This window comes from Mycobacterium sp. 1165196.3, assembly GCF_001673415.1.
Classification (GTDB): Bacteria; Actinomycetota; Actinomycetes; order Mycobacteriales; family Mycobacteriaceae; genus Mycobacterium; species Mycobacterium europaeum_A.
This window is the reverse complement of record NZ_LZLU01000195.1, coordinates 81,097-99,576: the sequence shown is the minus strand read 5'-3', so window position 1 is coordinate 99,576 and position 18,480 is coordinate 81,097. Positions and strand designations below refer to the sequence as shown.

The 18,480-nt window shown below is 68.2% G+C and carries 19 protein-coding genes and 1 pseudogene; 12 read left to right on the top strand and 8 right to left on the bottom strand.

Going from position 1 to position 18,480, the window contains the following annotated elements; translation table 11 throughout:
- The 3 genes and pseudogenes from A5659_RS28660 to hrpA form a co-directional block, all read right to left on the bottom strand.
- Positions 1-489, bottom strand: a pseudogene (locus A5659_RS28660) (hypothetical protein); the annotation flags it as partial.
- A 95-nt stretch (positions 490-584) separates the two neighbouring features.
- Entirely contained in the window at positions 585-2,060 is a 1,476-nt protein-coding gene (locus A5659_RS20600) for an FAD-dependent monooxygenase (RefSeq protein WP_067183848.1), read from the bottom strand.
- Positions 2,061-2,214: 154 nt separating this feature from the next.
- Positions 2,215-6,174: an ATP-dependent RNA helicase HrpA gene (gene hrpA, locus A5659_RS20595; RefSeq protein ID WP_067183844.1), complete on the bottom strand. Its 3,960-nt coding sequence runs from the start codon at positions 6,172-6,174 to the stop codon at positions 2,215-2,217.
- 193 nt (positions 6,175-6,367) lie between these two features.
- Here hrpA and A5659_RS20590 point away from each other — a divergent pair, with 193 nt between their 5' ends.
- The 3 genes from A5659_RS20590 to A5659_RS20580 all read left to right on the top strand — a co-directional run bounded on the left by A5659_RS20590 (position 6,368) and on the right by A5659_RS20580 (position 9,276).
- Entirely contained in the window at positions 6,368-7,351 is a 984-nt protein-coding gene (locus tag A5659_RS20590; RefSeq protein WP_066863083.1) for a GGDEF domain-containing protein, read from the top strand.
- A 69-nt stretch (positions 7,352-7,420) separates the two neighbouring features.
- Positions 7,421-8,443 carry a YihY/virulence factor BrkB family protein gene (locus A5659_RS20585; protein WP_066863086.1) on the top strand — a complete coding sequence of 341 codons (1,023 nt, stop codon included), beginning with the start codon at positions 7,421-7,423 and terminating at the stop codon, positions 8,441-8,443.
- A 59-nt stretch (positions 8,444-8,502) separates the two neighbouring features.
- Positions 8,503-9,276, top strand: a complete 774-nt coding sequence (locus A5659_RS20580) for an enoyl-CoA hydratase/isomerase family protein (protein ID WP_067183841.1) — start codon at positions 8,503-8,505, stop codon at positions 9,274-9,276.
- Between the two features lie 3 nt (positions 9,277-9,279).
- Here A5659_RS20580 and A5659_RS20575 read toward each other — a convergent pair whose 3' ends face one another.
- Positions 9,280-10,392, bottom strand: a complete 1,113-nt coding sequence (locus tag A5659_RS20575; RefSeq protein ID WP_067183837.1) for a spore photoproduct lyase family protein — start codon at positions 10,390-10,392, stop codon at positions 9,280-9,282.
- Here A5659_RS20575 and A5659_RS20570 point away from each other — a divergent pair.
- Both A5659_RS20570 and A5659_RS20565 read left to right on the top strand, forming a co-directional pair.
- The gene (locus A5659_RS20570; protein WP_231997929.1) at positions 10,391-10,813 is read left to right on the top strand and encodes a DUF3253 domain-containing protein; all 423 of its coding nucleotides are present in this window, start codon (positions 10,391-10,393) and stop codon (positions 10,811-10,813) included. The two genes, A5659_RS20575 and A5659_RS20570, sit on opposite strands and share 2 nt — an antisense overlap.
- Before the next feature lie 105 nt (positions 10,814-10,918).
- Positions 10,919-11,581 carry a cutinase family protein gene (locus A5659_RS20565; protein ID WP_067183834.1) on the top strand — a complete coding sequence of 221 codons (663 nt, stop codon included), beginning with the start codon at positions 10,919-10,921 and terminating at the stop codon, positions 11,579-11,581.
- 8 nt (positions 11,582-11,589) lie between these two features.
- Here the strand turns inward: A5659_RS20565 and A5659_RS20560 are convergent, their stop codons facing one another.
- Together A5659_RS20560 and A5659_RS20555 are read right to left on the bottom strand one after the other, a co-directional pair.
- On the bottom strand, positions 11,590-12,264 hold the full coding sequence (locus tag A5659_RS20560) for an IF2 family translation initiation factor (protein WP_067183829.1): 675 nt from the start codon (positions 12,262-12,264) through the stop codon (positions 11,590-11,592).
- A gap of 26 nt (positions 12,265-12,290) precedes the next feature.
- On the bottom strand, positions 12,291-12,848 hold the full coding sequence (locus A5659_RS20555; RefSeq protein WP_067020636.1) for a CsbD family protein: 558 nt from the start codon (positions 12,846-12,848) through the stop codon (positions 12,291-12,293).
- 218 nt (positions 12,849-13,066) lie between these two features.
- Here A5659_RS20555 and A5659_RS20550 point away from each other — a divergent pair, with 218 nt between their 5' ends.
- The 7 genes from A5659_RS20550 to A5659_RS20520 all read left to right on the top strand — a co-directional run bounded on the left by A5659_RS20550 (position 13,067) and on the right by A5659_RS20520 (position 16,729).
- Positions 13,067-13,615 carry a thioredoxin family protein gene (locus tag A5659_RS20550; RefSeq protein ID WP_067183826.1) on the top strand — a complete coding sequence of 183 codons (549 nt, stop codon included), beginning with the start codon at positions 13,067-13,069 and terminating at the stop codon, positions 13,613-13,615.
- Positions 13,616-13,791: 176 nt separating this feature from the next.
- Positions 13,792-14,046, top strand: a complete 255-nt coding sequence (locus A5659_RS20545; RefSeq protein WP_067183823.1) for a hypothetical protein — start codon at positions 13,792-13,794, stop codon at positions 14,044-14,046.
- A gap of 193 nt (positions 14,047-14,239) precedes the next feature.
- Positions 14,240-14,728: a hypothetical protein gene (locus A5659_RS20540; protein WP_066876765.1), complete on the top strand. Its 489-nt coding sequence runs from the start codon at positions 14,240-14,242 to the stop codon at positions 14,726-14,728.
- A 14-nt stretch (positions 14,729-14,742) separates the two neighbouring features.
- A complete protein-coding gene (locus A5659_RS20535) occupies positions 14,743-15,978 on the top strand; it encodes a zinc-dependent alcohol dehydrogenase (RefSeq protein ID WP_066863114.1) in 1,236 nt (411 codons plus the stop codon).
- Positions 15,953-16,201: a DUF6480 family protein gene (locus A5659_RS20530; RefSeq protein ID WP_066863117.1), complete on the top strand. Its 249-nt coding sequence runs from the start codon at positions 15,953-15,955 to the stop codon at positions 16,199-16,201. Before A5659_RS20535 ends, A5659_RS20530 begins: the two co-directional genes overlap by 26 nt.
- A gap of 64 nt (positions 16,202-16,265) precedes the next feature.
- The gene (locus tag A5659_RS20525; RefSeq protein WP_066863121.1) at positions 16,266-16,481 is read left to right on the top strand and encodes a DUF3072 domain-containing protein; all 216 of its coding nucleotides are present in this window, start codon (positions 16,266-16,268) and stop codon (positions 16,479-16,481) included.
- Entirely contained in the window at positions 16,478-16,729 is a 252-nt protein-coding gene (locus A5659_RS20520; RefSeq protein WP_066863124.1) for a hypothetical protein, read from the top strand. Before A5659_RS20525 ends, A5659_RS20520 begins: the two co-directional genes overlap by 4 nt.
- 36 nt (positions 16,730-16,765) lie before the next feature.
- Here A5659_RS20520 and A5659_RS20515 read toward each other — a convergent pair whose 3' ends face one another.
- Both A5659_RS20515 and A5659_RS20510 read right to left on the bottom strand, forming a co-directional pair.
- Positions 16,766-17,611, bottom strand: coding sequence for an MOSC domain-containing protein (locus tag A5659_RS20515; RefSeq protein WP_067183819.1), 846 nt, complete (start codon positions 17,609-17,611; stop codon positions 16,766-16,768).
- Between the two features lie 60 nt (positions 17,612-17,671).
- The gene (locus tag A5659_RS20510) at positions 17,672-18,436 is read right to left on the bottom strand and encodes a C39 family peptidase (protein WP_067183816.1); all 765 of its coding nucleotides are present in this window, start codon (positions 18,434-18,436) and stop codon (positions 17,672-17,674) included.
- Positions 18,437-18,480 lie beyond the last annotated feature (44 nt).

Here is an 18,480-nt window from a genome sequence, read left to right as displayed (position 1 = left end):
GTGCGGGCCATGGTGACACCGGCGGAAACGGGTGCCTGGGGCATCACCGGCGATCAGGCCTTCGCGGTCGCCCGGGAGAACCTGTCGGCGCAGCAGCAGACCTTCGCGCCGGGTGAGAAGTTCCTGTTGAAGGACGCCGATGGCGGCACCTATATCGATTCGATGATCCTGGCCACCGGGTGGCTGGGTTCGCTGGCGGTGGCCGGCGGCCCCCGTCCGCTGGTGTTTTTCCCGGGCGACCGCGAAGGCCTGATCGCCGGTGATGCCCCAGGCACCCGTTTCCGCCGGTGTCACCATGGCCCGCACGGTCGGCAGGTCGACCACGACCATCTCGTTGATGAAGGGAAACACCGGGCGCACCCACGGCTGGGCGCCGGTGTTGACCAAGTGATTGACGTAGCTCTGCGGGCGCAGCACCGGCCTGAGCAAGGGTTGGGCCTCGGCCCAATCCTGCGGCGCCGTCGGCGGTTGCTCGGTTGCCATGTCCACGATGAGTGCTTTCCTGCTCTTGAACAGCGAACACGCACGTTACACCCTGCGCGGGCCGACACAAGTCACCTTTTTCGGCGCGGGCGCGGTCGGCCTCAGGTCGCGACGGGTGGGCCGAACCAGGTGCCGAGGGCCCGCTGCAGCGCCGTGTCGGCGCGGGCGCCGACCCAGGCGACGTGCCCGTCCGGTCGGATCAGCACCGCCGGCGGCGCGCTGACCGCCCCTAGCGCCGGAAGTTCGCATGGGCCAACATGTTTCGCGTCGACCAGGTGCACCCGGTCCGCCCAGGACACGATGTCGATGCCGCCGGCGTCGCCGAAATTGACCAGCACCGGACGGGCGTCTCGCAGCAGGTCGAACACGCGCGACGAACCGTCGGCGGTGAGTAGATCCAAGTCGGGCATGCGGCGCCCCACCAGCGGGTGCCCCTCCCCCAGGTCGTAGCGGATGTCCAAGCCCGACATCATCGCCGCGAAACGCGAGCGGGGTTCGTCCATGTCGAGCAACTCGGTCACGGTGTCGCGCAGCGCCTGGGTGCGGTCGTCGGGGCGAAGGAGCGCCATCTGCGCCAACGCGTTGCGCAGCACACGCTGGGCGACCGGATGCCGTTCGGCGTGATAGGTGTCCAGCAGACTGTCGGGTGATGTCTTGGTGACCACCTGGCCCAGCTTCCAGCCCAGATTCACCGCATCCTGCACGCCGGTGTTCAGGCCCTGCCCACCCACCGGGTGATGGATATGCGCGGCGTCGCCGGCGAGCAGAACCCGCCCGCGCCGATAGTTCGCGGCCTGTCGCGCCGCGTCGGTGAACCGGGAAATCCAAGCGGGACTATGGATCCCGTAGTCGGTTCCGTATACGGCGACGAGCGCCTCACTCAGCTCGCGCAGCGTGGGTTCGGACGGCGGCCCGAGGCGCCGCTCGGTGACCATGATCCGAACCGGTCCCCCCTCCTCGGCAACCGAGAGGGCATGGACACCGAGCGCGTCGTGGCGGATGCCCCACTGCGGGGATTGCTCGGCCGCGGAGTCCATTTCGGCTTCGGCGAGCAAATAGCTCGTGGTCGCCTCCCAGCCCGGAAACTCGATGCCGGCCGCCTTGCGGACGACGCTGCGTCCGCCGTCGCACCCCACGACATACTGCGCCCGCAGCATCCGGTGATCGGACAGTCCGACGTCGGCGCCGTCGTCGTCCTGCGCGAGGGTCGCCACCTCTTCGCCCCGATAGATCGGCACGCCCAGCTCGTCGACCCAGTCCGCCAAGATACGTTCGATCTCGTTCTGCCACAGCGCGAGTCCGTAGGGATGCCGGGTGGGAAAGTCACTGATGTCCAACCGGATCTGGGAGAAGCCGGCGACCTGAGCCACCTGGCCCCGGGACAGAAACCGATCGGCGATGCCACGCTGATCGAGAATCTCGATCGTGCGGGCATGCAGCCCGCCGGCCCGCGTCCCGACCAGGTCCTGGCTGGTGCGCCGCTCGATTATGGCGGCGTCGATTCCCGCCAAACCCAGTTCGCCCGCCAGCATCAGCCCCGTCGGGCCGCCCCCGACAATGAGCACCGCGTGCTCCATGTCGCCGTTCGAGTTCTCCGCTGACCGCCAAACGCCCACTTCGCTACCCCGATTCGATTGAATTCTGGTTGAGGACAGCGATTTTGCATCAGCACCCGGGTCTTGCGGCAAGCCCCCGGATGCGCTATAGGTTGAAAGTGGCGGGGAACATCGATCACCAGCGGTCGCGCAGGGCGTCGATCGCGCGGTAAATCCGCTGCTCGCTGACCGGGCGGGGCGTGCCGAGTTGCTGGGCCCACAGGCTCACCCGGAATTCCTCGATCTGCCTGGCGACATCCCGGACGTCGGCGGCCGCCTTGGCCGCCTGCGGCAGCTCGCGCACCAGCTCGGCGTAGGCATCCTGCACCGCGTGCACCCGGCGCATGCGCTCCCGATCGGCCTGGACCGCACGGGACAGGCCTTCTAGGCGGCGGCGGATCGCGAGCAGGTAGCGGCTGAGATCGGCGAGGTGGGCGGCCCCGGTAGCGGTGACGAAACCGGCCGGCAGCAGCCGATCCAGCTGCGCGCGGACGTCGGCAATCGCGTCGACCTGCGCGGCCGGCGGATTCGCGGGCACCTGGAGCTGCACCTCCTGGGCGGCAGTCAGCACCTTTTCGACCCGGCCCACGATGTCGACGGTGGTGGGCGACAAGGACTTTGCCGCCCGCTGCTGCAGCGCGGCGAACTCCGCGCGCGTCCACACCGGCGCCGACATGAGCGCGTCGGCCGCGGCGTCGGCGCAGTCGTCCAGCAGCGCGGACAGGTCACCGTCCGGATTGCTGCCGAGAACCAACCGGGTGCGTGGATCAAGTTGACGCACAATGGCTTTGGTAGGTGACGCGAGGCTGAGGCGAATCAACCGCCGGATCCCGGGTCGCATCGCCTGCTCCTGCTCGAACGACGTGGCGAACACGCGCAGGTCCACGCCGCCGCCCGCGTCGACGAATGCGGGAAAGCCCCGCACGGTGCGCCCGCCGACAGTGCGTTCGGCGACCCGCGGCAGTTCGTCGAGGTCCTCGGGCCAGCCGCGCAACCCGGTCCGCTCCAGATCACCCGCGACCGCATGGGCGACGGCCTGCTGGGCCGGCGTCGTGAGCCGTTCCTGCAGCACCCGCAGATCCTTGCCGCGCGCCACCTCGGCGCCGTCACCGGACTCGACCGCGAACGTCACCCGCAGATGCGACGGCAGCTTGTCCAGATCGAAGGCGTCGACGGGAACCAATATCCCGGTGCGACGGCGTAACTCGCGTTGCAGCGCCGGCAGCAGCGGCTCACCGCCCGGGTCGATTGCCGCCAGCACCGCGCGCGCGGTGTCGGGGGCGGGAACGAAGTTGCGGCGCAAGTCTTTCGGCAGTGAGCGGATGAGCGCGGTCACCAGCTCCTCGCGCAGCGCCGGCACCTGCCAGGCGAACTCGTCGCCGCCCAGGCGGGCCAGCACGTCGATCGGCACGTGCACGGTGACGCCGTCGTCAGCGGCGCCCGGCTCGAAGCGGTAGGTCAATGGCAGCGCGACATCGCCCGTCCGCCACGTGTTCGGCCGATCCGCGTCGGCCGTCTCGTTCGTGCGCAGCAGGTCGGTGCGGGCGAAGGTGAGCAGGTCCGGCGTCTGGTGGCGCTGCTTTTTCCACCAGGCGTCGAAGTGCCGCGCCGAGACGACATCGGCGGGGATGCGGGCGTCGTAGAGCGCATAGATCTCGTCGTCGCCGACCAGGAAGTCGCGCCGCCGGGCGCGCTCCTCCAGCTCCTCGAGCTCCGCGCGCAGCCGTGCGTTGTCGCGAAAGAAGTGGTGACGGGTCTGCCAGTCGCCTTCGACCAGCGCGTGGCGGATGAACAGCTCCCGCGCCAACATCGGCTCGATGCGTGCGTACCCGACCCGGCGGCGCGCGACGAGCGGCAGCCCGTACAGCGTCACCCGTTCGTAGGCCATCACCTCGCCGCGCTTGGCGTCCCAATGCGGTTCGCTGTAGGTGCGCTGCACCAGGTCACCGGCTGCCCGCTCCACGAGCTCGGGCTGGATGCGGGCGGCGGTGCGCCCGTACAGCCGGCTGGTCTCGACCAGCTCCGCCACGACGACCCAGCGCGGGGGCCGCTTGGTGAGCGCCGAGCCGGGCGCCAGCACGAAATGCGAGTTGCGCGCGCCCAGATACTCGCGGGTGTCTTCGCGGCGCATACCCACATGCGACAGCAGCCCGGCGAGCAGCGCCGCGTGCACCCGGGCCGGATCGGCCGGCTCGTCGGACGCGGCGTCCTCCACGATTCCCAGGTCGCGGGCGATGCTGCGCAGCTGCCCGACCAGGTCCTGCCACTCGCGGATGCGCAGGTAGTGCAGAAAGTCCGAACGGCACATCCGCCGAAACGCGTTGCCGGATAACGACTTCCGCTGCTCGCGCAGATAGCGCCAAAGGTTGAGATAGGACATGAAGTCGGAGTGCTCGTCGGCGAAGCGGGCATGCTTTTGACGGGCCGCCTCCTCGCGGTCGCTGGGCCGCTCCCGCGGGTCGGGAATCGTCAACGCAGCGGCCAGCACCAGCATTTCGCGCACACATCCCTCGGTCTGTGCCTGCAGGATCATCCGGCCCAGCCGCGGGTCGACGGGCAACCGCGCGAGGCGGCGGCCGAGGTCAGTGATCGCGCCGTGCTGGTCGAACGCGCCCAGTTCGGCCAGCAGCTGCACACCGTCGCGCACGCTGCGCCGGTCTGGCGGATCGAGGAAGGGAAACTCGTCGATGTCGCCGAGCTGCAGCGCCGCCATCTGCAACAGCACGGCCGCCAGGTTGGTCCGCAGTATCTCGGGATCGGTGTAGCGCGGCCTGGTCGCGAAGTCCTGTTCGGAGTACAGCCGGATGCACACGCCGGGCGCCACCCGGCCGCACCGGCCGGCCCGCTGCGCGGCGGACGCCTGCGAGACGGGCTCGATCGGCAGCCGCTGCACCTTCAGGCGCCGGCTGTAACGGGAGATGCGGGCGTTGCCCGGGTCGATCACATAGCGGATCCCGGGCACGGTCAACGACGTCTCGGCGACGTTGGTCGCCAGCACGACGCGGCGCCCGGTGTGGGGCGCGAACACCTTCTGCTGCTCGGCGGTGGGCAGCCGGGCGTACAACGGAAGCACCTCGGTGTGTTTGAGGACGCCGCCCAAAGCCTCTGCGGTGTCTCGGATTTCGCGCTCACCCGACAGAAAGACCAGGATGTCCCCCGGCGGCTCGGCCTCGAGCTCGGCGATGGCGTCGACGATCGCCTCGACCTCGTCGCGGGTCTCGGTGCGCACGATCTCGTGGTCGGGGTCGTCGGGATCATCCTGCGTGTCGACCGGTACGGCAACCTCCAGCGGCCGGTAGCGGATCTGCACCGGATACGTGCGTCCCGACACTTCGATGATGGGCGCGGTGGTGCTGAGCCCGTGCTCGGCTCCGCCGCTGGGCCCAGGTTCGGCTCCACCGAAGTGGGCGGCGAAACGCTGCGGCTCGATGGTCGCCGAGGTGACGATCACCTTCAGGTCGGGCCGGTGCGGCAGCAACTCGCGCAGGTAACCGAGCAGGAAATCGATGTTGAGGCTGCGCTCGTGGGCCTCGTCGAGGATCAGGGTGTCGTAGCGCAGCAGGCGGCGGTCGCGCTGGATCTCGGCCAGCAGGATCCCGTCGGTCATCAGCTTGATCAGCGTGCGGTCGCTGACCTGGTCGGTGAACCGCACCGTGTAGCCGACGACGTCGCCGAGCGGGCTGCCCAGCTCGTCAGCGATGCGTTGTGCGACGGTGCGGGCGGCCAGCCGGCGCGGCTGGGTGTGCCCGATGGTTCCGCGGACACCGCGGCCGGCCTCGAGGCAGATCTTGGGCAGCTGGGTGGTCTTCCCCGACCCGGTCTCGCCCGCGATCACCACCACCTGATTCGCCCGGATCGCCTCGGCGATCTCCTGCCGCCGCTCGCTGACCGGCAGGTCGGGGTAGGCGATCGCGGGGACCGCGGCGTGGCGCGCGGCGACGACCGCCTGCGCGGCCGCGATCTGGTCGGCGAGCCGCCGCAGCTTCTCGGCCGGGGCCCCGCGCAAATTCTTCAGGCGCCGGCCGAAGCGGGCCGCGTCGCGCAGCGTCACACCGTCGAGCTGTGTGCGCAACTGCGCGACAGACGGTTCGGCCACTGCTGCCACGATAGGCGTCATCCGGCGGCGCCGGCCACGAGGTGTCGGCGACGCTGCAGAGGTCGACGTGGTGTCAGAATGGCGATGCAGCAATTCGCCGCACGTCGCCAGCACGGGGGTGACGAGGAGACTTAACGGAATGCGTCACAGTTTCGGTGGCCCGTACGGCGGTCGGGATACGCGCCGATATCGATTGCGCCTGCGCGCCGATGCGGGGACGGTCTTCTACCGCACACAACAGGCGCGGATGCTGCGAATCTTCTTGGGAGCCACCACATTCCTGTACGCCTACGGGGTGGTGTTCACCTTGTTCCCGATCCGTTCGGGGCTCACCCTGTCCAATCCGACAGGCGGAATCGTTGCGGTCGGGCTCGGTGTGGGTGCGCTAGCCTTACTGGCCGCCCGGCCCGACAAACCAGCGCCCGCGACGGTAGCGGCGATCGTGGCCACACCCATCGTGATGGCGTTCCACCGCGCGATCGTTGCCGAGTTCGTCTGCCTGATCGGACCGATGTTCCTGGCGATGTACCTGCGCGCGTTTTACTCGCCACGCCGCGGAGGGACCCTGGTGGCTGTGCTGACCGGGCTGTCGGTTGCGGCACTCGCGGTCGCGCCCACGCCGAAGTTGTGGATCGACTACGTCATTTTCGTGGTCGCGATCATCGGCGCGGCTGAATCATTCGGGTTGCTGACGCGCGCCCTCGTCGCAGCGGCGTGCACCGATCCCCTCACGGGCCTGCTCAACCGCGCAGGGTGGGAGATCGCCACCGCGGACCTGTTGGCGCGATCTCGTTCTGCCGCAACCACTGTCACCGTGATCGCGATGGACATCGACAACTTCAAAAGCCTCAACGACACCCAGGGCCACGTAGCCGGCGACCAGCATCTGATCAGCTGCGCGGCTTTTTGGCGACAAGTCGCGCCCGCCAATGCCGTTCTGGCCAGGTTTGGCGGCGATGAGTTCGCGGTGTGCATCGCCGACCGTCGTCCAACGGGTGCCGAAGCGGAGAGGTTCATTGCTTGCGTCCACGAACACACGCCAGGCACCAGCGTCGGCACCGCAACCCGCAGCGGTGAGGGCGCGGACATCACCTCGATGTACGCGGCTGCCGACGCGGAGCTGTACAACGTCAAGCGTGAGAGACGCGGCCCCGATCTGCGGCCGTCGCGAGGTTGACGGCGGCTGAATCCGGGTATCAGGTGTGCATCGAATTTGGATGCCGGCTTGCGGGGGAAGTGATCGGCGATGGTCGGTTGGCTGGACAGGCTGCAGCGACGTAATCGAGTCGTCGGCGTGATCGTCGGTGTCGTCTACAAGTACAACGACGATCAGGGCGGTTACCTCGCCGCCCTGATCACCTATTACGGGCTGGTGTCGCTGTTTCCGCTGCTGCTGCTGTTGACCACCGGCCTCGGGGTGGTGCTGGCCGGCAGACCCGATCTGCAGGCGCAGGTGCTGCACAGCACCCTGAGCCAGTTCCCGGTACTCGGCGACCAGCTGCACCACCCCCAGGGGCTCAGCGGCGGAGCGGTGGGCGTGGCCGTCGGGTTGCTCGGCGCGCTCTACGGCGGCCTGGGCGTGGGACAGGCGCTGCAAAACGCGATGGACACGGTGTGGGCGGTGCCGAAGCACAAGCGCCCCAACCCGATTCGGTCCCGGCTGCGTAGCCTGCTGTTGCTGTTGGTGCTCGGCTCGGCCGCCATCGCGGCCACGGTGTTGGCCGCGGCGGGCCACGCCACCAGCGCGCTCGGCGTCTTCAGCAAGATCGGCCTCGCACTGGCCGCCGTGGCGATCAACGCGATGATCTGCCTGGTGGCCTTTCGCGTGACGACCGCACGCGCACTGACCTACCGGCAGGTGTTGCCCGGAGCGGTTGCCGCGGCGTTCATTTGGCAGATGCTGCAGTGGTTCGGCGCCGGCTACGTGGCGCACACCGTGAAGAGGGCCAGCGCCACCAATAGCGTGTTCGCACTGGTGTTGGGGGCGTTGGCGTTTCTGTTCCTGACCTCGGTGGCGCTGGTGATGTGCGCCGAGATCAACGTCGTCCTGGTGGAGCGGCTGTACCCGCGCGCCCTGCTCGGCGCATTCACCGACGACGCGGATCTGACGATGGCGGATCGGCGGACCTACACCAAGAAGGTCAAAGCCGAACGGGTCAAAGCCTTCGAGCGGGTGCATGTTCATTTCGACGACATCAAGCGGTTGCCCGCGAAAACCGTTGGGCGCCTTGGCGCGTTCCATGACTTTCGCCGCCCGCGCACGCCATGACGCGAGCTTGTTTCCCGGTGTGTGGCGAGGGCGTTGGCGTGGCGCAATAGTCTGCAGTGATGAGTCTGGTCACCTATGAGCTGCACGACCACATTGCCACCATCACCCTGAACCGCCCGGAGGCCCGCAACGCCATCAACGGCGCGCTCCGCCAGGACCTCAACGCCGCCTGGGATCGCTTCCGCGACGACCTGGACGCCTGGGTCGGGATCCTGACGGCCAACGGCGGCGTCTTCTGCGCCGGCGGCGACCTCAAGGACGGGGAAGGCTCGGTCGGGACCTTCGGTGGCACCTTCTGGGAGAAGCCGACCATCAACTCCTTCGAATCCGGCATGGAACTGTTCAAGCCGACCATCGCCGCCGTGCACGGTCCCTGCATCGGCTACGGGGTGACCGGGGTGTTGTTCTGCGACTTCGTCATCGCCAGCACCGAGGCCACGTTCTGCTTTCCCGAGGTGTCGATCGGGGTGCCCACCATCGTCGGGGCCATCCGGCTCCCGCAACGGGTGGGCTGGGCCAACGCGATGGAGTTGCTGTTGACCGGAAAACCCATGAGCGCCGAGCGGGCCAAGGAGGTCGGTCTGGTGTGGAAGCTGGTCGAGCCCGACCAGCTGCAGGCCGAAGCCCAGGCGTGGGCCCGCACGCTCACCGAGGCCGCACCGCTGGCCCAGCGGGCGACCAAGGAAGTGGCGTGGCGGACCGCGGACATGGGCTGGATCGAATCGGTGCGCTTCGGCGAGACCATGCGCAAGGTGGCCGGTGCGACCGAAGACGTCGCCGAGGGATTGCGGGCCTGGGCCGAGAAGCGCAAACCGCAGTGGCGTGGGCGTTGACGCTCAGAAGGCGTACCGCACTCGGCACGCGGGCAGCGTGACCGCGAGCAGGTCGGTCAGGTCCTGCACCCAGCGTCCCTTCCACGGGCTCTTGTAGCGGACGTTCCACTGCCCGCTCTGGCTGCGCTTGAGTTGTTGCAGGTCCGGCCGCCACAGCAGCTCCTCCCCCTTGGGATGCCAGCCGAGGTTGACGTCGTGCAGCTCCTGGTTGTGCGTCAGGAAGATGACCTCGGCCGCCAGCTGGCGCTTGGTGCGCTCGCTGGTGTTGTCGGCGACCTGTTGCAGCAGCTCGGCCCAGTCGTCGCGCCAGCCGTCGTAGACGATGACCGGGCTGAGATTCAGATGCACCTCGTAGCCCGCCTCGACGAAGTCGTCGATGGCCGCGATGCGGTCGGCGATCTTCGAGGTGCGGATGTCGACCAGGCGCGATGCCTGCGCCGGCATCAGGCTGAACCGCACGCGGGTGCCGCCCCTGGGGTCACGGTTCAGCAGGTCGCGGTTGACGAGCTTGGTCGCGAAGCTGGCCTTGGCATTGGGAATGCGGGCGAACAGCTCGATCAGGTCGGCCACGTTGTCGGACACCATCGCATCGGCCGAGCAGTCACTGTTCTCCCCGATGTCGTAGACCCAGTCGACGGGATCGCATTGATTGGGCTCGGGTTTGACGCCCTGACGGGCGGCGTGGCGTTCCAGGTAACCGGTGATCTTCTCGATGTTCGCAAACACGGTGATCGGGTTGGCGAAGCCCTTGCGGCGCGGGACGTAGCAATACGAGCACGCCATCGCGCACCCATTGGCCGTCGAGGGCGCGATCCAATCGCTGGACCGCTCGTTGCGGCGCGCCGACAGGCTCTTCTTCTCGCCCAGGACGAGCACTTCTCGTTTGATGCGGACCCAGTCCTCGACGTTGCCCTCGTTGCCATACAGGCCTGGAATCGCCTGGTGCGAGGCGACCTGGATGCGCTCGGCGTCGGGAAATCGGTCCAGCACCTGGCGCGCGCGGGGGAACCGGTCGATGTCGGGCTCGTGGTAGATCCGCTTGATGTCGAGAAGGCGGTCCGTGAGGTCGACCGGCGCCCGGTGCGCATTCGTGTCTTCGGCGAGCGTGGGCGGCATGTTTATCCAACGCCCGCCCGCCGGGCGCGGTTCCATCGGGCGCTGGCGAACCGGTGACGCCGTGGCCTTGACTGGTGGGATGGGTCAGCGATTGCGTGACGAACTGGTTCGCGTGCTCAGCGATGGCGGCCGTGGCGCCGACCACGCCGAGACCGCCCTCGGCGACGGACCGATCGGGCAGCGGCTGGAGGCGTCGATCCGCGCGTTGGCCGAGCATCGCGGGCCACGCAGCAGCATCTGCCCGTCGGACGCCGCCCGCGCGGTGGGCGGCGACGACTGGCGCGCGTTGATGGACGACGCCCGCCTGGCCGCCCGGCGCCTCGCCAGATCGGGTGACGTGGAGATCACCCAGCGCGGCAACGCCGTCGACCCCGACGGCGACTGGGCCGGACCCATCCGCATCCGCACCACCGGGACCTAGCAATTAGCACTGGGGCGCAACGTCTTTCGTCTTCCCACCGGCGTCCGGCCGGCTCAGCGCCAACCGCCGGAACCGCCGGAACCGCCGATATGACAGGATTTCGGCATGAGTGCACGCGGACTTGCTCGCTTGGTTGGTATCCCGGTTCTGATGATGTGGGCGCTGCTGAGTGCACCCATCGGCGGCCCCACAGCCGCCGCCGATCCCTGCTCCGACGTCTCGGTGGTTTTCGCCCGGGGCACCCATCAGGAGCCCGGCCTCGGCAACATCGGACAGGCCTTCGTCGACTCGCTCACCTCGCAGCTCGGCGGTAAGTCCGTCGACGTCTACGCGGTCAACTACCCCGCCAACGACGACTATCACAACAGCGCCAACGCGGGCGCCACCGACGCAAGCACACACATCCAGGACGTCATCGCCGGCTGCCCGAACTCGCGCATCGTGCTGGGCGGCTACTCCCAGGGCTCGACGGTGATCGACCTGGCCACCAACGCGCTGCCACCCGCGGCGGCAAACCACGTCGCCGCCGTCGCCCTCTTCGGCGAGCCCACCAGCCAGTTCTCCAGCATGCTATGGGGCGGTCAGCCGCTACCGACAATCAATCCTGCCTATAGCGGCAAGGTCACCAGCTTGTGTGCGCCCGACGACCCGATCTGCTCCGGCGGCGGCAACATCATGGCCCACGTTTCCTACATCGACGCCGGGATGACGGCCCAGGCCGCCACGTTTGCGGCCGACCGGATCAACCAGGGCTCGCCGCGAACCTAGAGGCGGCCTCAGTCCTTCGCCCGCTCCTCTTGCCGTTGCCGCTTCTCGACGGCCGCCAACTCGGCCACCCGATCCGCCTCGGCGCGCGTGGCGGCCGCCTCGCCGAGCTTGTCCTCGGCTTCGTCGACCTTGGCGGCCGAGGCCTTGACCGCGGCCTTCTCGGCGGCCTGAGTCCGGCTTTCCACCTGGCGCTTGGCTGACTCGACCCCCTGCTTGCGCTTGGCGGCCGCCTCGTCGGCGCGCTGCTTGGCCGCGGCGCTCTGCTGCTGCGCCGACTGCGCCGCCGCACGCTTGCGCTGCTCGGCGTTGACGCGTGCCTCTTTGACCTCCTGCTTGGTGGCCTGCTGCGCCTCCTCGCGCTCGCGGATCGCCTCGTCGCGGACGCCCTTGAGCTTGGCGTCGGCCTGTTCCTTCCGGGCGGCGGCCCTGGCATCCAATTGAGCCGCACGGCCCAGCGCGTCGCTGCGATCGACCAAGGCGGTCCCCCGTTCGACGATCGCCGGATCACCGAGCGCGTTGCCCACCGTGGTGTCGAGCATGCCCAGCGAGCGCTCGTAGAGCAGTCGCGCGGGAGCTTCCGTCGGGATGCGGTTGACCACCCGATCCTCGATCAACTGCAGCGGGAACCGGGCGAGCTGGTAATGAAACCGCAGAACTGCCAACGGGACTTCGGAAATTTTCATCAACTTCTCCTGGGTAAGGCCCGCCGTCAGGGCAGGTCGGCTTCGTCGGTCACGTTCTGGGCATGGCGTCGCAGACGGTCGGCTTCCGACTCGTCGTTGCGGGCCACCTGAACCGAGGTCTGATGCTCGGCGACGGCGTCGACGATGTCCTCGGACGCTTCGCGGATTTCCGCGCGCTCTTCGGCCTTGGCTTGCTGGATCTCGCGCTGCGCGTCCACCTCGGCCTGGGTCTTCGCGGCGGTGGCCTGCTGAAGGGCCGCGCGGTCGGCCGCGCGCTTCTGCGCGGCCTCCTGGGCCTCGATCGAGTTCTCGGCGGCGACGGCCTGGGCGTTCGCCGCCAGGCGTTGCTGGGCGCCTTCGACCCTGGCCTCGGCCGCGTCCTCCTGCGCCTGCTTGACCTGGGCTTCTGCCACGGCCTCCGCCGCGTTCGCTTCCTTGCGCTCATGCGCCTGGGTCTGCTCGAGTTGGCCCTCGGCGGTCAGCGATTCGTTGCCCGTAACAGCGCCGACGACCTCTTTTGCCTTGCCTTTGACCGAGTCGATCAGGCCCCTGCGCGCTTCGTCGGCCTTGTTGTGCTCACTCATCGAAATACTCCTTGAGGGTTGGCCAAGAACGTTCGTTCGTGCCACGGTGTGTGATTCCACGGACGGGGCCGCTCAAACATCGGCGTGTCCGGGGTCATGCGCAATCAAGCGGCCCGAGCGCGGGTATTGGTGATGAATTGCCAAGCGCCATTGGATGTTTCGTGTGGATCGCCCGGTGTCGTGCGTGATCCCAACAAAAGGGCGATACCCTGGCCCGCATGGCCGTCGAGTCCACCATGCTCGCCCTGGGCACTGTCGCGCCGGATTTCACGCTGCCCGAGCCGGCCACCGGCCGCACGCTGCGCCGCGACGACCTGTCGGGGCCGGCCCTGGTCGTCACCTTCATCTGCAACCACTGCCCGTATGTGAAGCACGTCGCCGACGGGCTTGCCGCGCTGGGGCGTGACCTCGCCGAGCAGGGCGTTGCAATGGTGGGCATTTCGAGCAATGACGTGGCCACCTACCCGCAGGACGGCCCCGAGCAGATGGTCGCGGAGGCCCGCCACCACGGCTGGACCTTCCCCTACCTGTACGACGAAACCCAAGACGTCGCCCGCGCCTTCTCGGCCGCCTGCACGCCCGACACGTTCGTTTTCGACGGCGACCGCCGGCTGGTCTATCGCGGCCAGCTCGACGATTCGCGACCCGGCAACGGCCGGCCGGTCACCGCCGCGGACGTCCGTGCCGCCGTCGACGCGGTGCTGGCCGGGCGACCGGTGAGCCCCGAGCAGCGTCCGTCGATCGGATGCGGCATCAAATGGCGCTGAGGCGCGGTTGGCAGCGGCGATTGCGGGTAGCTGGGCCCTTGAGCGGGTCGCCGAGGCCTACCGCGCCATGGACGAGCGTCGCGCCATTCAAGACCTTCCTGCAACCCTAGGTGAGGTCGGTCACTGACCCGGCCGGCCCGGGCAGCGGCCGCGTCTCTTCGGCTAACGTCGACCCTATGTCCAAAGTCTCCGGAAACGACCTGATCGACGACGTCACCCCTGGCGACATCATCGCCGTGGACCGCGGTTCGGGTGAACAGCCCTACAAGGTCGTTTTCAAGGATTCCAGCGACGCGGGATTTCTCGTCACGTTCGAGGCCGATGGCGGTGAAACATTTCAGCTCGAGCTGCCCGCCGGCACCAGGGTGACGAGATCGCTCGAGGCCAAGTGGGAGTCCGCGCAGAGCCCCACCCAGAACTCGCAGAGTTAAGGCCGCCAGCGCGACAAGCGTGCCCGAACCTGTTGTCGGGCAGGGCTTTCCGCTAATCGACGCGCACCGTGCGGGGGCCGGCGCGGACTGACACCGTCGCGTGCGCCGATCGGTTCGGCCAACTCGCTGCAGCGCGCTCGGTTTGGGTGGCCCGTGGGCGGGTACCGCCATGCCCCGACGGAGGGAGCACGCGGTGAGCTATCTAGAGTCCGCCAAGAAGCAAGTACTGGGCGCCGTGAACAAGGTGATCGACCTGCCGTCCCGGCAGGGCAGGGCGCAAACGGTCACCATCGCGTGCCCCGTCGAGCGCATCGAGCAGTTCTGGCGCGACCCCGACCAGTTGTCGGTGGTGCTCGGTGACATCGCGGAGATCGACGTCGACGAACGGGATCGCTATCGCTGGAAGATGTCGGCAGAACCGCCCGTTGAGTGGAAGTCCACGCGGGTAGCCGAGCCCGGCGCAGTGCGCTTCGTCGGCCAGGGCAACGAGATCGCCGTCCGGTATCGGCCCGCCCCACACGAGCTCGGCACCGAGGTGACGCTGCGGATCAAGGCCCCGGCGCCCGCGCTGTTGTCCGGCGCCGCGGCTTTCAAGATCCTGTACCGGCTGCGCGCGTTGATGCAGACGGGCGAGGTGCCGACCATCCGGTCCAACCCCAGCGCGCGGAAATCCGCGCGGTAAGCGAAAGGCTCAACATGCGTGCACTGTGCTGGAACGGCGTCAATGACCTGTCCGTGGAAACGGTCGATGACCCGAAAATCCTGAACCCGCACGACGTGATCGTCGAAGTCCGGCTCACCACGACCTGCGGGTCGGACTTGCACTTCATCGACGGCTATCTGCCGGGCATGCGGGCCGGCGACGTGTTCGGCCATGAATTCATGGGGGTGGTGGCGGAGACGGGTCCGCAGGTGCGCGACACCAAAGTCGGCGACCGCGTCGTGGTGCCGTCCTTCATCGCATGCAACCAGTGCTGGTATTGCGATCATGAAATGTATTCGTGTTGCGATACAACGAATCCCAATGCCGAACTGCAACAGCCGTTGTTGGGATACCCGTCCGGCGGTATCTACGGATACACGCACCCGTTCGGTGGCTACGCGGGTTCGCACGCCCAATACGTCCGGGTGCCTTTCGCCGACGCGAATTGCTTTGCGATTCCCGGTGATATCACCGACGAGCAGGCGCTGTTCTTATCCGACGCGGTGCCCACCGGCTTCATGGGCGCCGACTTCTGCGACATCGCCGGTGGCGACACCGTCGCGGTCTGGGGTGCCGGCGGCGTCGGCCTGATGGCCGCCAGGAGCGCCCTGCTGTTGGGCGCCGAGCGGGCCATCGTCATCGACCGCATCCCGGAGCGGTTGGCCCTGGCGCGCAACGAGTTCGGGCTGGAGACCATCGACTACAAGGCGGTCGACAGTGTGCACGAGACGCTCAGGGAGATGACCGGCGGCCGCGGACCCGATGGCTGCATCGACGCCGTCGGCATGGAGGGCCACGGCACCGGGGTGCAGCAGCTCTACGACCGGGCCAAGCAACTGCTGCGCATGGAGACCGACCGCGCTTCCGCGCTTCGCCAGGCGATCCTGGCCTGCCGCAAAGGTGGAGTGGTGTCCGTGCTCGGGGTATACGGCTTGACCGACAAGTTCCCGACTGGGGTGTTGACCAATAAGGGCCTCACCCTGAAAACCGCTCAACAACACGGACAACGCTATATAACCCGGCTGTTCGATTACGTCGAGCAGGGCGACCTCGACCCCGCCAAGCTGATCACCCACGACGTGTCGCTGGAGGACGGGGTGCGGGCCTACGAGCTGTTCAAGAACAAGAAGGACAACTGCATTCGGGTGGCGATGCGACCGAATGTCCCCAGCGCCGCCCGCGACGAAAGGGCCGCAGCCGATCATGACCGCGCAACCTCCCGATCCTGACCCGACGCAGATCCCCGGCCTCGAGCCCGGAGGAGGCACCGCACCGGGCGCCACCCCCCCGGCCGCGCCCCAGACCTCGGGGGTGTCTGCGCCGCAGCCGCCGAACACCCGACGATTCACTCCCAGTCTCGTGCTGACCGTGGTCGCCGTCGGCGTCTTCGTCCTCGTGTTCATCGCGGTGGCGGTGTTGCTGGTGATGAAGATGACCGGGGCGGCGGGCTAGCATGCCGAAACCTTTCGCGCCGGCTCCTGATTACGTTGGCCGGGTAGCGGGCATAGCCAAATGCATGTCCGACGATGCCGCGCAGGCGCCACAGGAGAATCCGGAGAAGGACCAGTCGCAGTGGGTGACCGGCGACGAGCCCATGACCGGCCCGCAGCGCAGCTACTTGAACACGCTGGCGCAAGAAGCGGGCGAACAGGTCCCCGAGAATCTCACCAAGGCCCAGGCCTCCCGCTTGATCGACGAGCTGCAACAACGAACCGGGCGGGGTGGCTCATGACCATCGGTGCCGACGACGTCCGGCGATTGCTCGCCAGCAAGGACGCGGACACAGCGCTGGTGGTGGTCGAGGGGCGTGCCGCGGTCGTCGCGCCGGCGGATCTGAACTCCGACGAGTACCGGGGCGCCCTGCAGGTCGCGACGCGCGAGGAACTGGTGCAGCGAGTCGGGCACGCAGAGCTGTCCGACCGCGAGTTGGTCGAACAGGCCGAAGAACTCGACACGGCGGTGCGCAATCTCGGTGGCTGACGCCACGAAGGCGGTGAGCCGATCCGGACGGCCGGTCTATGGCGCGACAGTGACGGCGTCACCGACGCGGATGACGCCGTTGGTCACCACGGCGAGGTAAACGCCCGCGCACGCCTGTTTGCCGTGACCGCCTGTGTCCAAACGGTTATCGGCGGCGGGGATCCGAAGCGCCTGCGGAGCCCGGGGTAACGGGCCGTGCTCGAGCGTGGGCACCACGCAGCGTGACGTGGCCGTCAGGACGCGCAACCGCGTCTCACCCACGGCCATTTCGCCGCCAACCCACTCGTTTTCGGCGTATGGCGGATAGTCGGGCGGTGTCGCGATCACCACATTCGGGCGGTAGCGCAGCGCCTCCACACCGATGTGCTCAAGGGTGGCCGTCGTGATCGCATGCAACGGGGCCTCGTCGGTGAACGATTCACCCGGGGTGGTGGCGGCGATCCGCAGAATGCGGCCACCGACCTCGGCGTCCAGACCGAGTTCGAGCAGTTGCTCCGGATCGGGGCGCACCAGTGTCGCACCGTCGGGGCGCTGGGCGATCAGCCGCACCCGCCGTCCGGTCAAGCGGGAGATCAGCTCGTCGACGCCGGGATCGTCGGCGGCCACGTCGGTCCCATCGGGCAGCCTGATGCGCACTCCCCGGGCGTCCGCATGCGCGGTGCACGTCAGGAGATCGCGCCATAGCCGGGGATTCTTGGCGCTGGCCACGTGCCCCGTTTCGCCGTCGAGCAGTGCCAATCGCCGGTCGCCGTCGGCGCCACGCTCGTCGACCGGCAGGCAATCGAGGGTCTCGCCCAGCATCGACTTGACCGGATACCGAAGCAATGCCTGCACCCGCATCGGCACCGCCCCGGAAGCGTTGGGGACGGACGACTTCTCCATGAGGTACCTCGCTCGGTAGTACTGCACACTGTGCCCGAAACCGCCTGGCGTTACCAGTGATCAGCCGCGGGACGCCGTGACGACGATCGACTGATCACTGGTCTGCCAGGCGGCCATGAACGCGGTGACGCTGACCTGTTCGTCGGCGTGGTCGATGCCGGGGTCGTTGAGATGAACGATATCTCTGCCCGTGTCGATGCCGGTGACGACCAGGAAGTGGTCGGCCTTGGTGCGCTGGTCGTCGGCGTTCAAGATCACCGAGGAGTTGACGAACGCGATGATCTTGCGGTCCTGCGCCAGATATTGCTCGAGCAGGGGCAGGCCGTTGCGATCCCGGTCGGACTCCGCGGTCATCTCCGCTTTGATACCGAAGTGGTCGAGCAGGATGACCAAGTCGGCCATCGAGACGCCGCTGTCCGGTCCGGAGTGGCTCGGGTCGTTGCGCGGCGCGTAGATAGGCCCCGGATTGGCCCCCGACGGTGTCGACTCCGCCAGGTCCAGCATCTGCCGCTCGGTCGGCGCGTTGCCGGTGAGTTCACCCACGACGTCGGCGACCGAGACGAGGCCGCAGTTGTCCTCGAGCGACTGCGCCACCCAGTGCTTCGCCGCGGCGGCGGGGTCGCCGTACACGCCGGATGCCGTCGTCGGCGCAGGGCCGCCCGAACGGGCGAGAGGTGTACTGCTCTGTGCCGCAACGACTTTCGTCACTGAGGTGGTAACGGCCGTGGACGCCGGCGGGGCGGAGCCGCACGCCACCAGCGGCGCACCGGTCAGGGCGATGCACGCGCCCGCCACCGCCACTCGGGCGAGCCGGAAGGTGAACATGAGGGCTAGGAGAATCCCGTCGACGGTCGGATGGCCAGCAAACG

Excerpts from the sequence above, each read along its gene's own strand:
- A5659_RS20600 (WP_067183848.1), bottom strand. The coding sequence starts at position 2,060 with ATGGAGCACGCGGTGCTCATTGTCGGGGGCGGCCCGACGGGGCTGATG.
- A5659_RS20585 (WP_066863086.1), top strand. The coding sequence starts at position 7,421 with ATGGTCGGTTGGCTGGACAGGCTGCAGCGACGTAATCGAGTCGTCGGC.
- A5659_RS20580 (WP_067183841.1), top strand. The coding sequence starts at position 8,503 with ATGAGTCTGGTCACCTATGAGCTGCACGACCACATTGCCACCATCACC.
- A5659_RS20570 (WP_231997929.1), top strand. The coding sequence starts at position 10,391 with ATGTTTATCCAACGCCCGCCCGCCGGGCGCGGTTCCATCGGGCGCTGG.
- A5659_RS20575 (WP_067183837.1), bottom strand. The coding sequence starts at position 10,392 with ATGCCGCCCACGCTCGCCGAAGACACGAATGCGCACCGGGCGCCGGTC.
- A5659_RS20565 (WP_067183834.1), top strand. The coding sequence starts at position 10,919 with ATGAGTGCACGCGGACTTGCTCGCTTGGTTGGTATCCCGGTTCTGATG.
- A5659_RS20560 (WP_067183829.1), bottom strand. The coding sequence starts at position 12,264 with ATGAAAATTTCCGAAGTCCCGTTGGCAGTTCTGCGGTTTCATTACCAG.
- A5659_RS20555 (WP_067020636.1), bottom strand. The coding sequence starts at position 12,848 with ATGAGTGAGCACAACAAGGCCGACGAAGCGCGCAGGGGCCTGATCGAC.
- A5659_RS20550 (WP_067183826.1), top strand. The coding sequence starts at position 13,067 with ATGGCCGTCGAGTCCACCATGCTCGCCCTGGGCACTGTCGCGCCGGAT.
- A5659_RS20545 (WP_067183823.1), top strand. The coding sequence starts at position 13,792 with ATGTCCAAAGTCTCCGGAAACGACCTGATCGACGACGTCACCCCTGGC.
- A5659_RS20535 (WP_066863114.1), top strand. The coding sequence starts at position 14,743 with ATGCGTGCACTGTGCTGGAACGGCGTCAATGACCTGTCCGTGGAAACG.
- A5659_RS20530 (WP_066863117.1), top strand. The coding sequence starts at position 15,953 with ATGACCGCGCAACCTCCCGATCCTGACCCGACGCAGATCCCCGGCCTC.
- A5659_RS20525 (WP_066863121.1), top strand. The coding sequence starts at position 16,266 with ATGTCCGACGATGCCGCGCAGGCGCCACAGGAGAATCCGGAGAAGGAC.
- A5659_RS20520 (WP_066863124.1), top strand. The coding sequence starts at position 16,478 with ATGACCATCGGTGCCGACGACGTCCGGCGATTGCTCGCCAGCAAGGAC.
- A5659_RS20515 (WP_067183819.1), bottom strand. The coding sequence starts at position 17,611 with ATGGAGAAGTCGTCCGTCCCCAACGCTTCCGGGGCGGTGCCGATGCGG.
- A5659_RS20510 (WP_067183816.1), bottom strand. The coding sequence starts at position 18,436 with ATGTTCACCTTCCGGCTCGCCCGAGTGGCGGTGGCGGGCGCGTGCATC.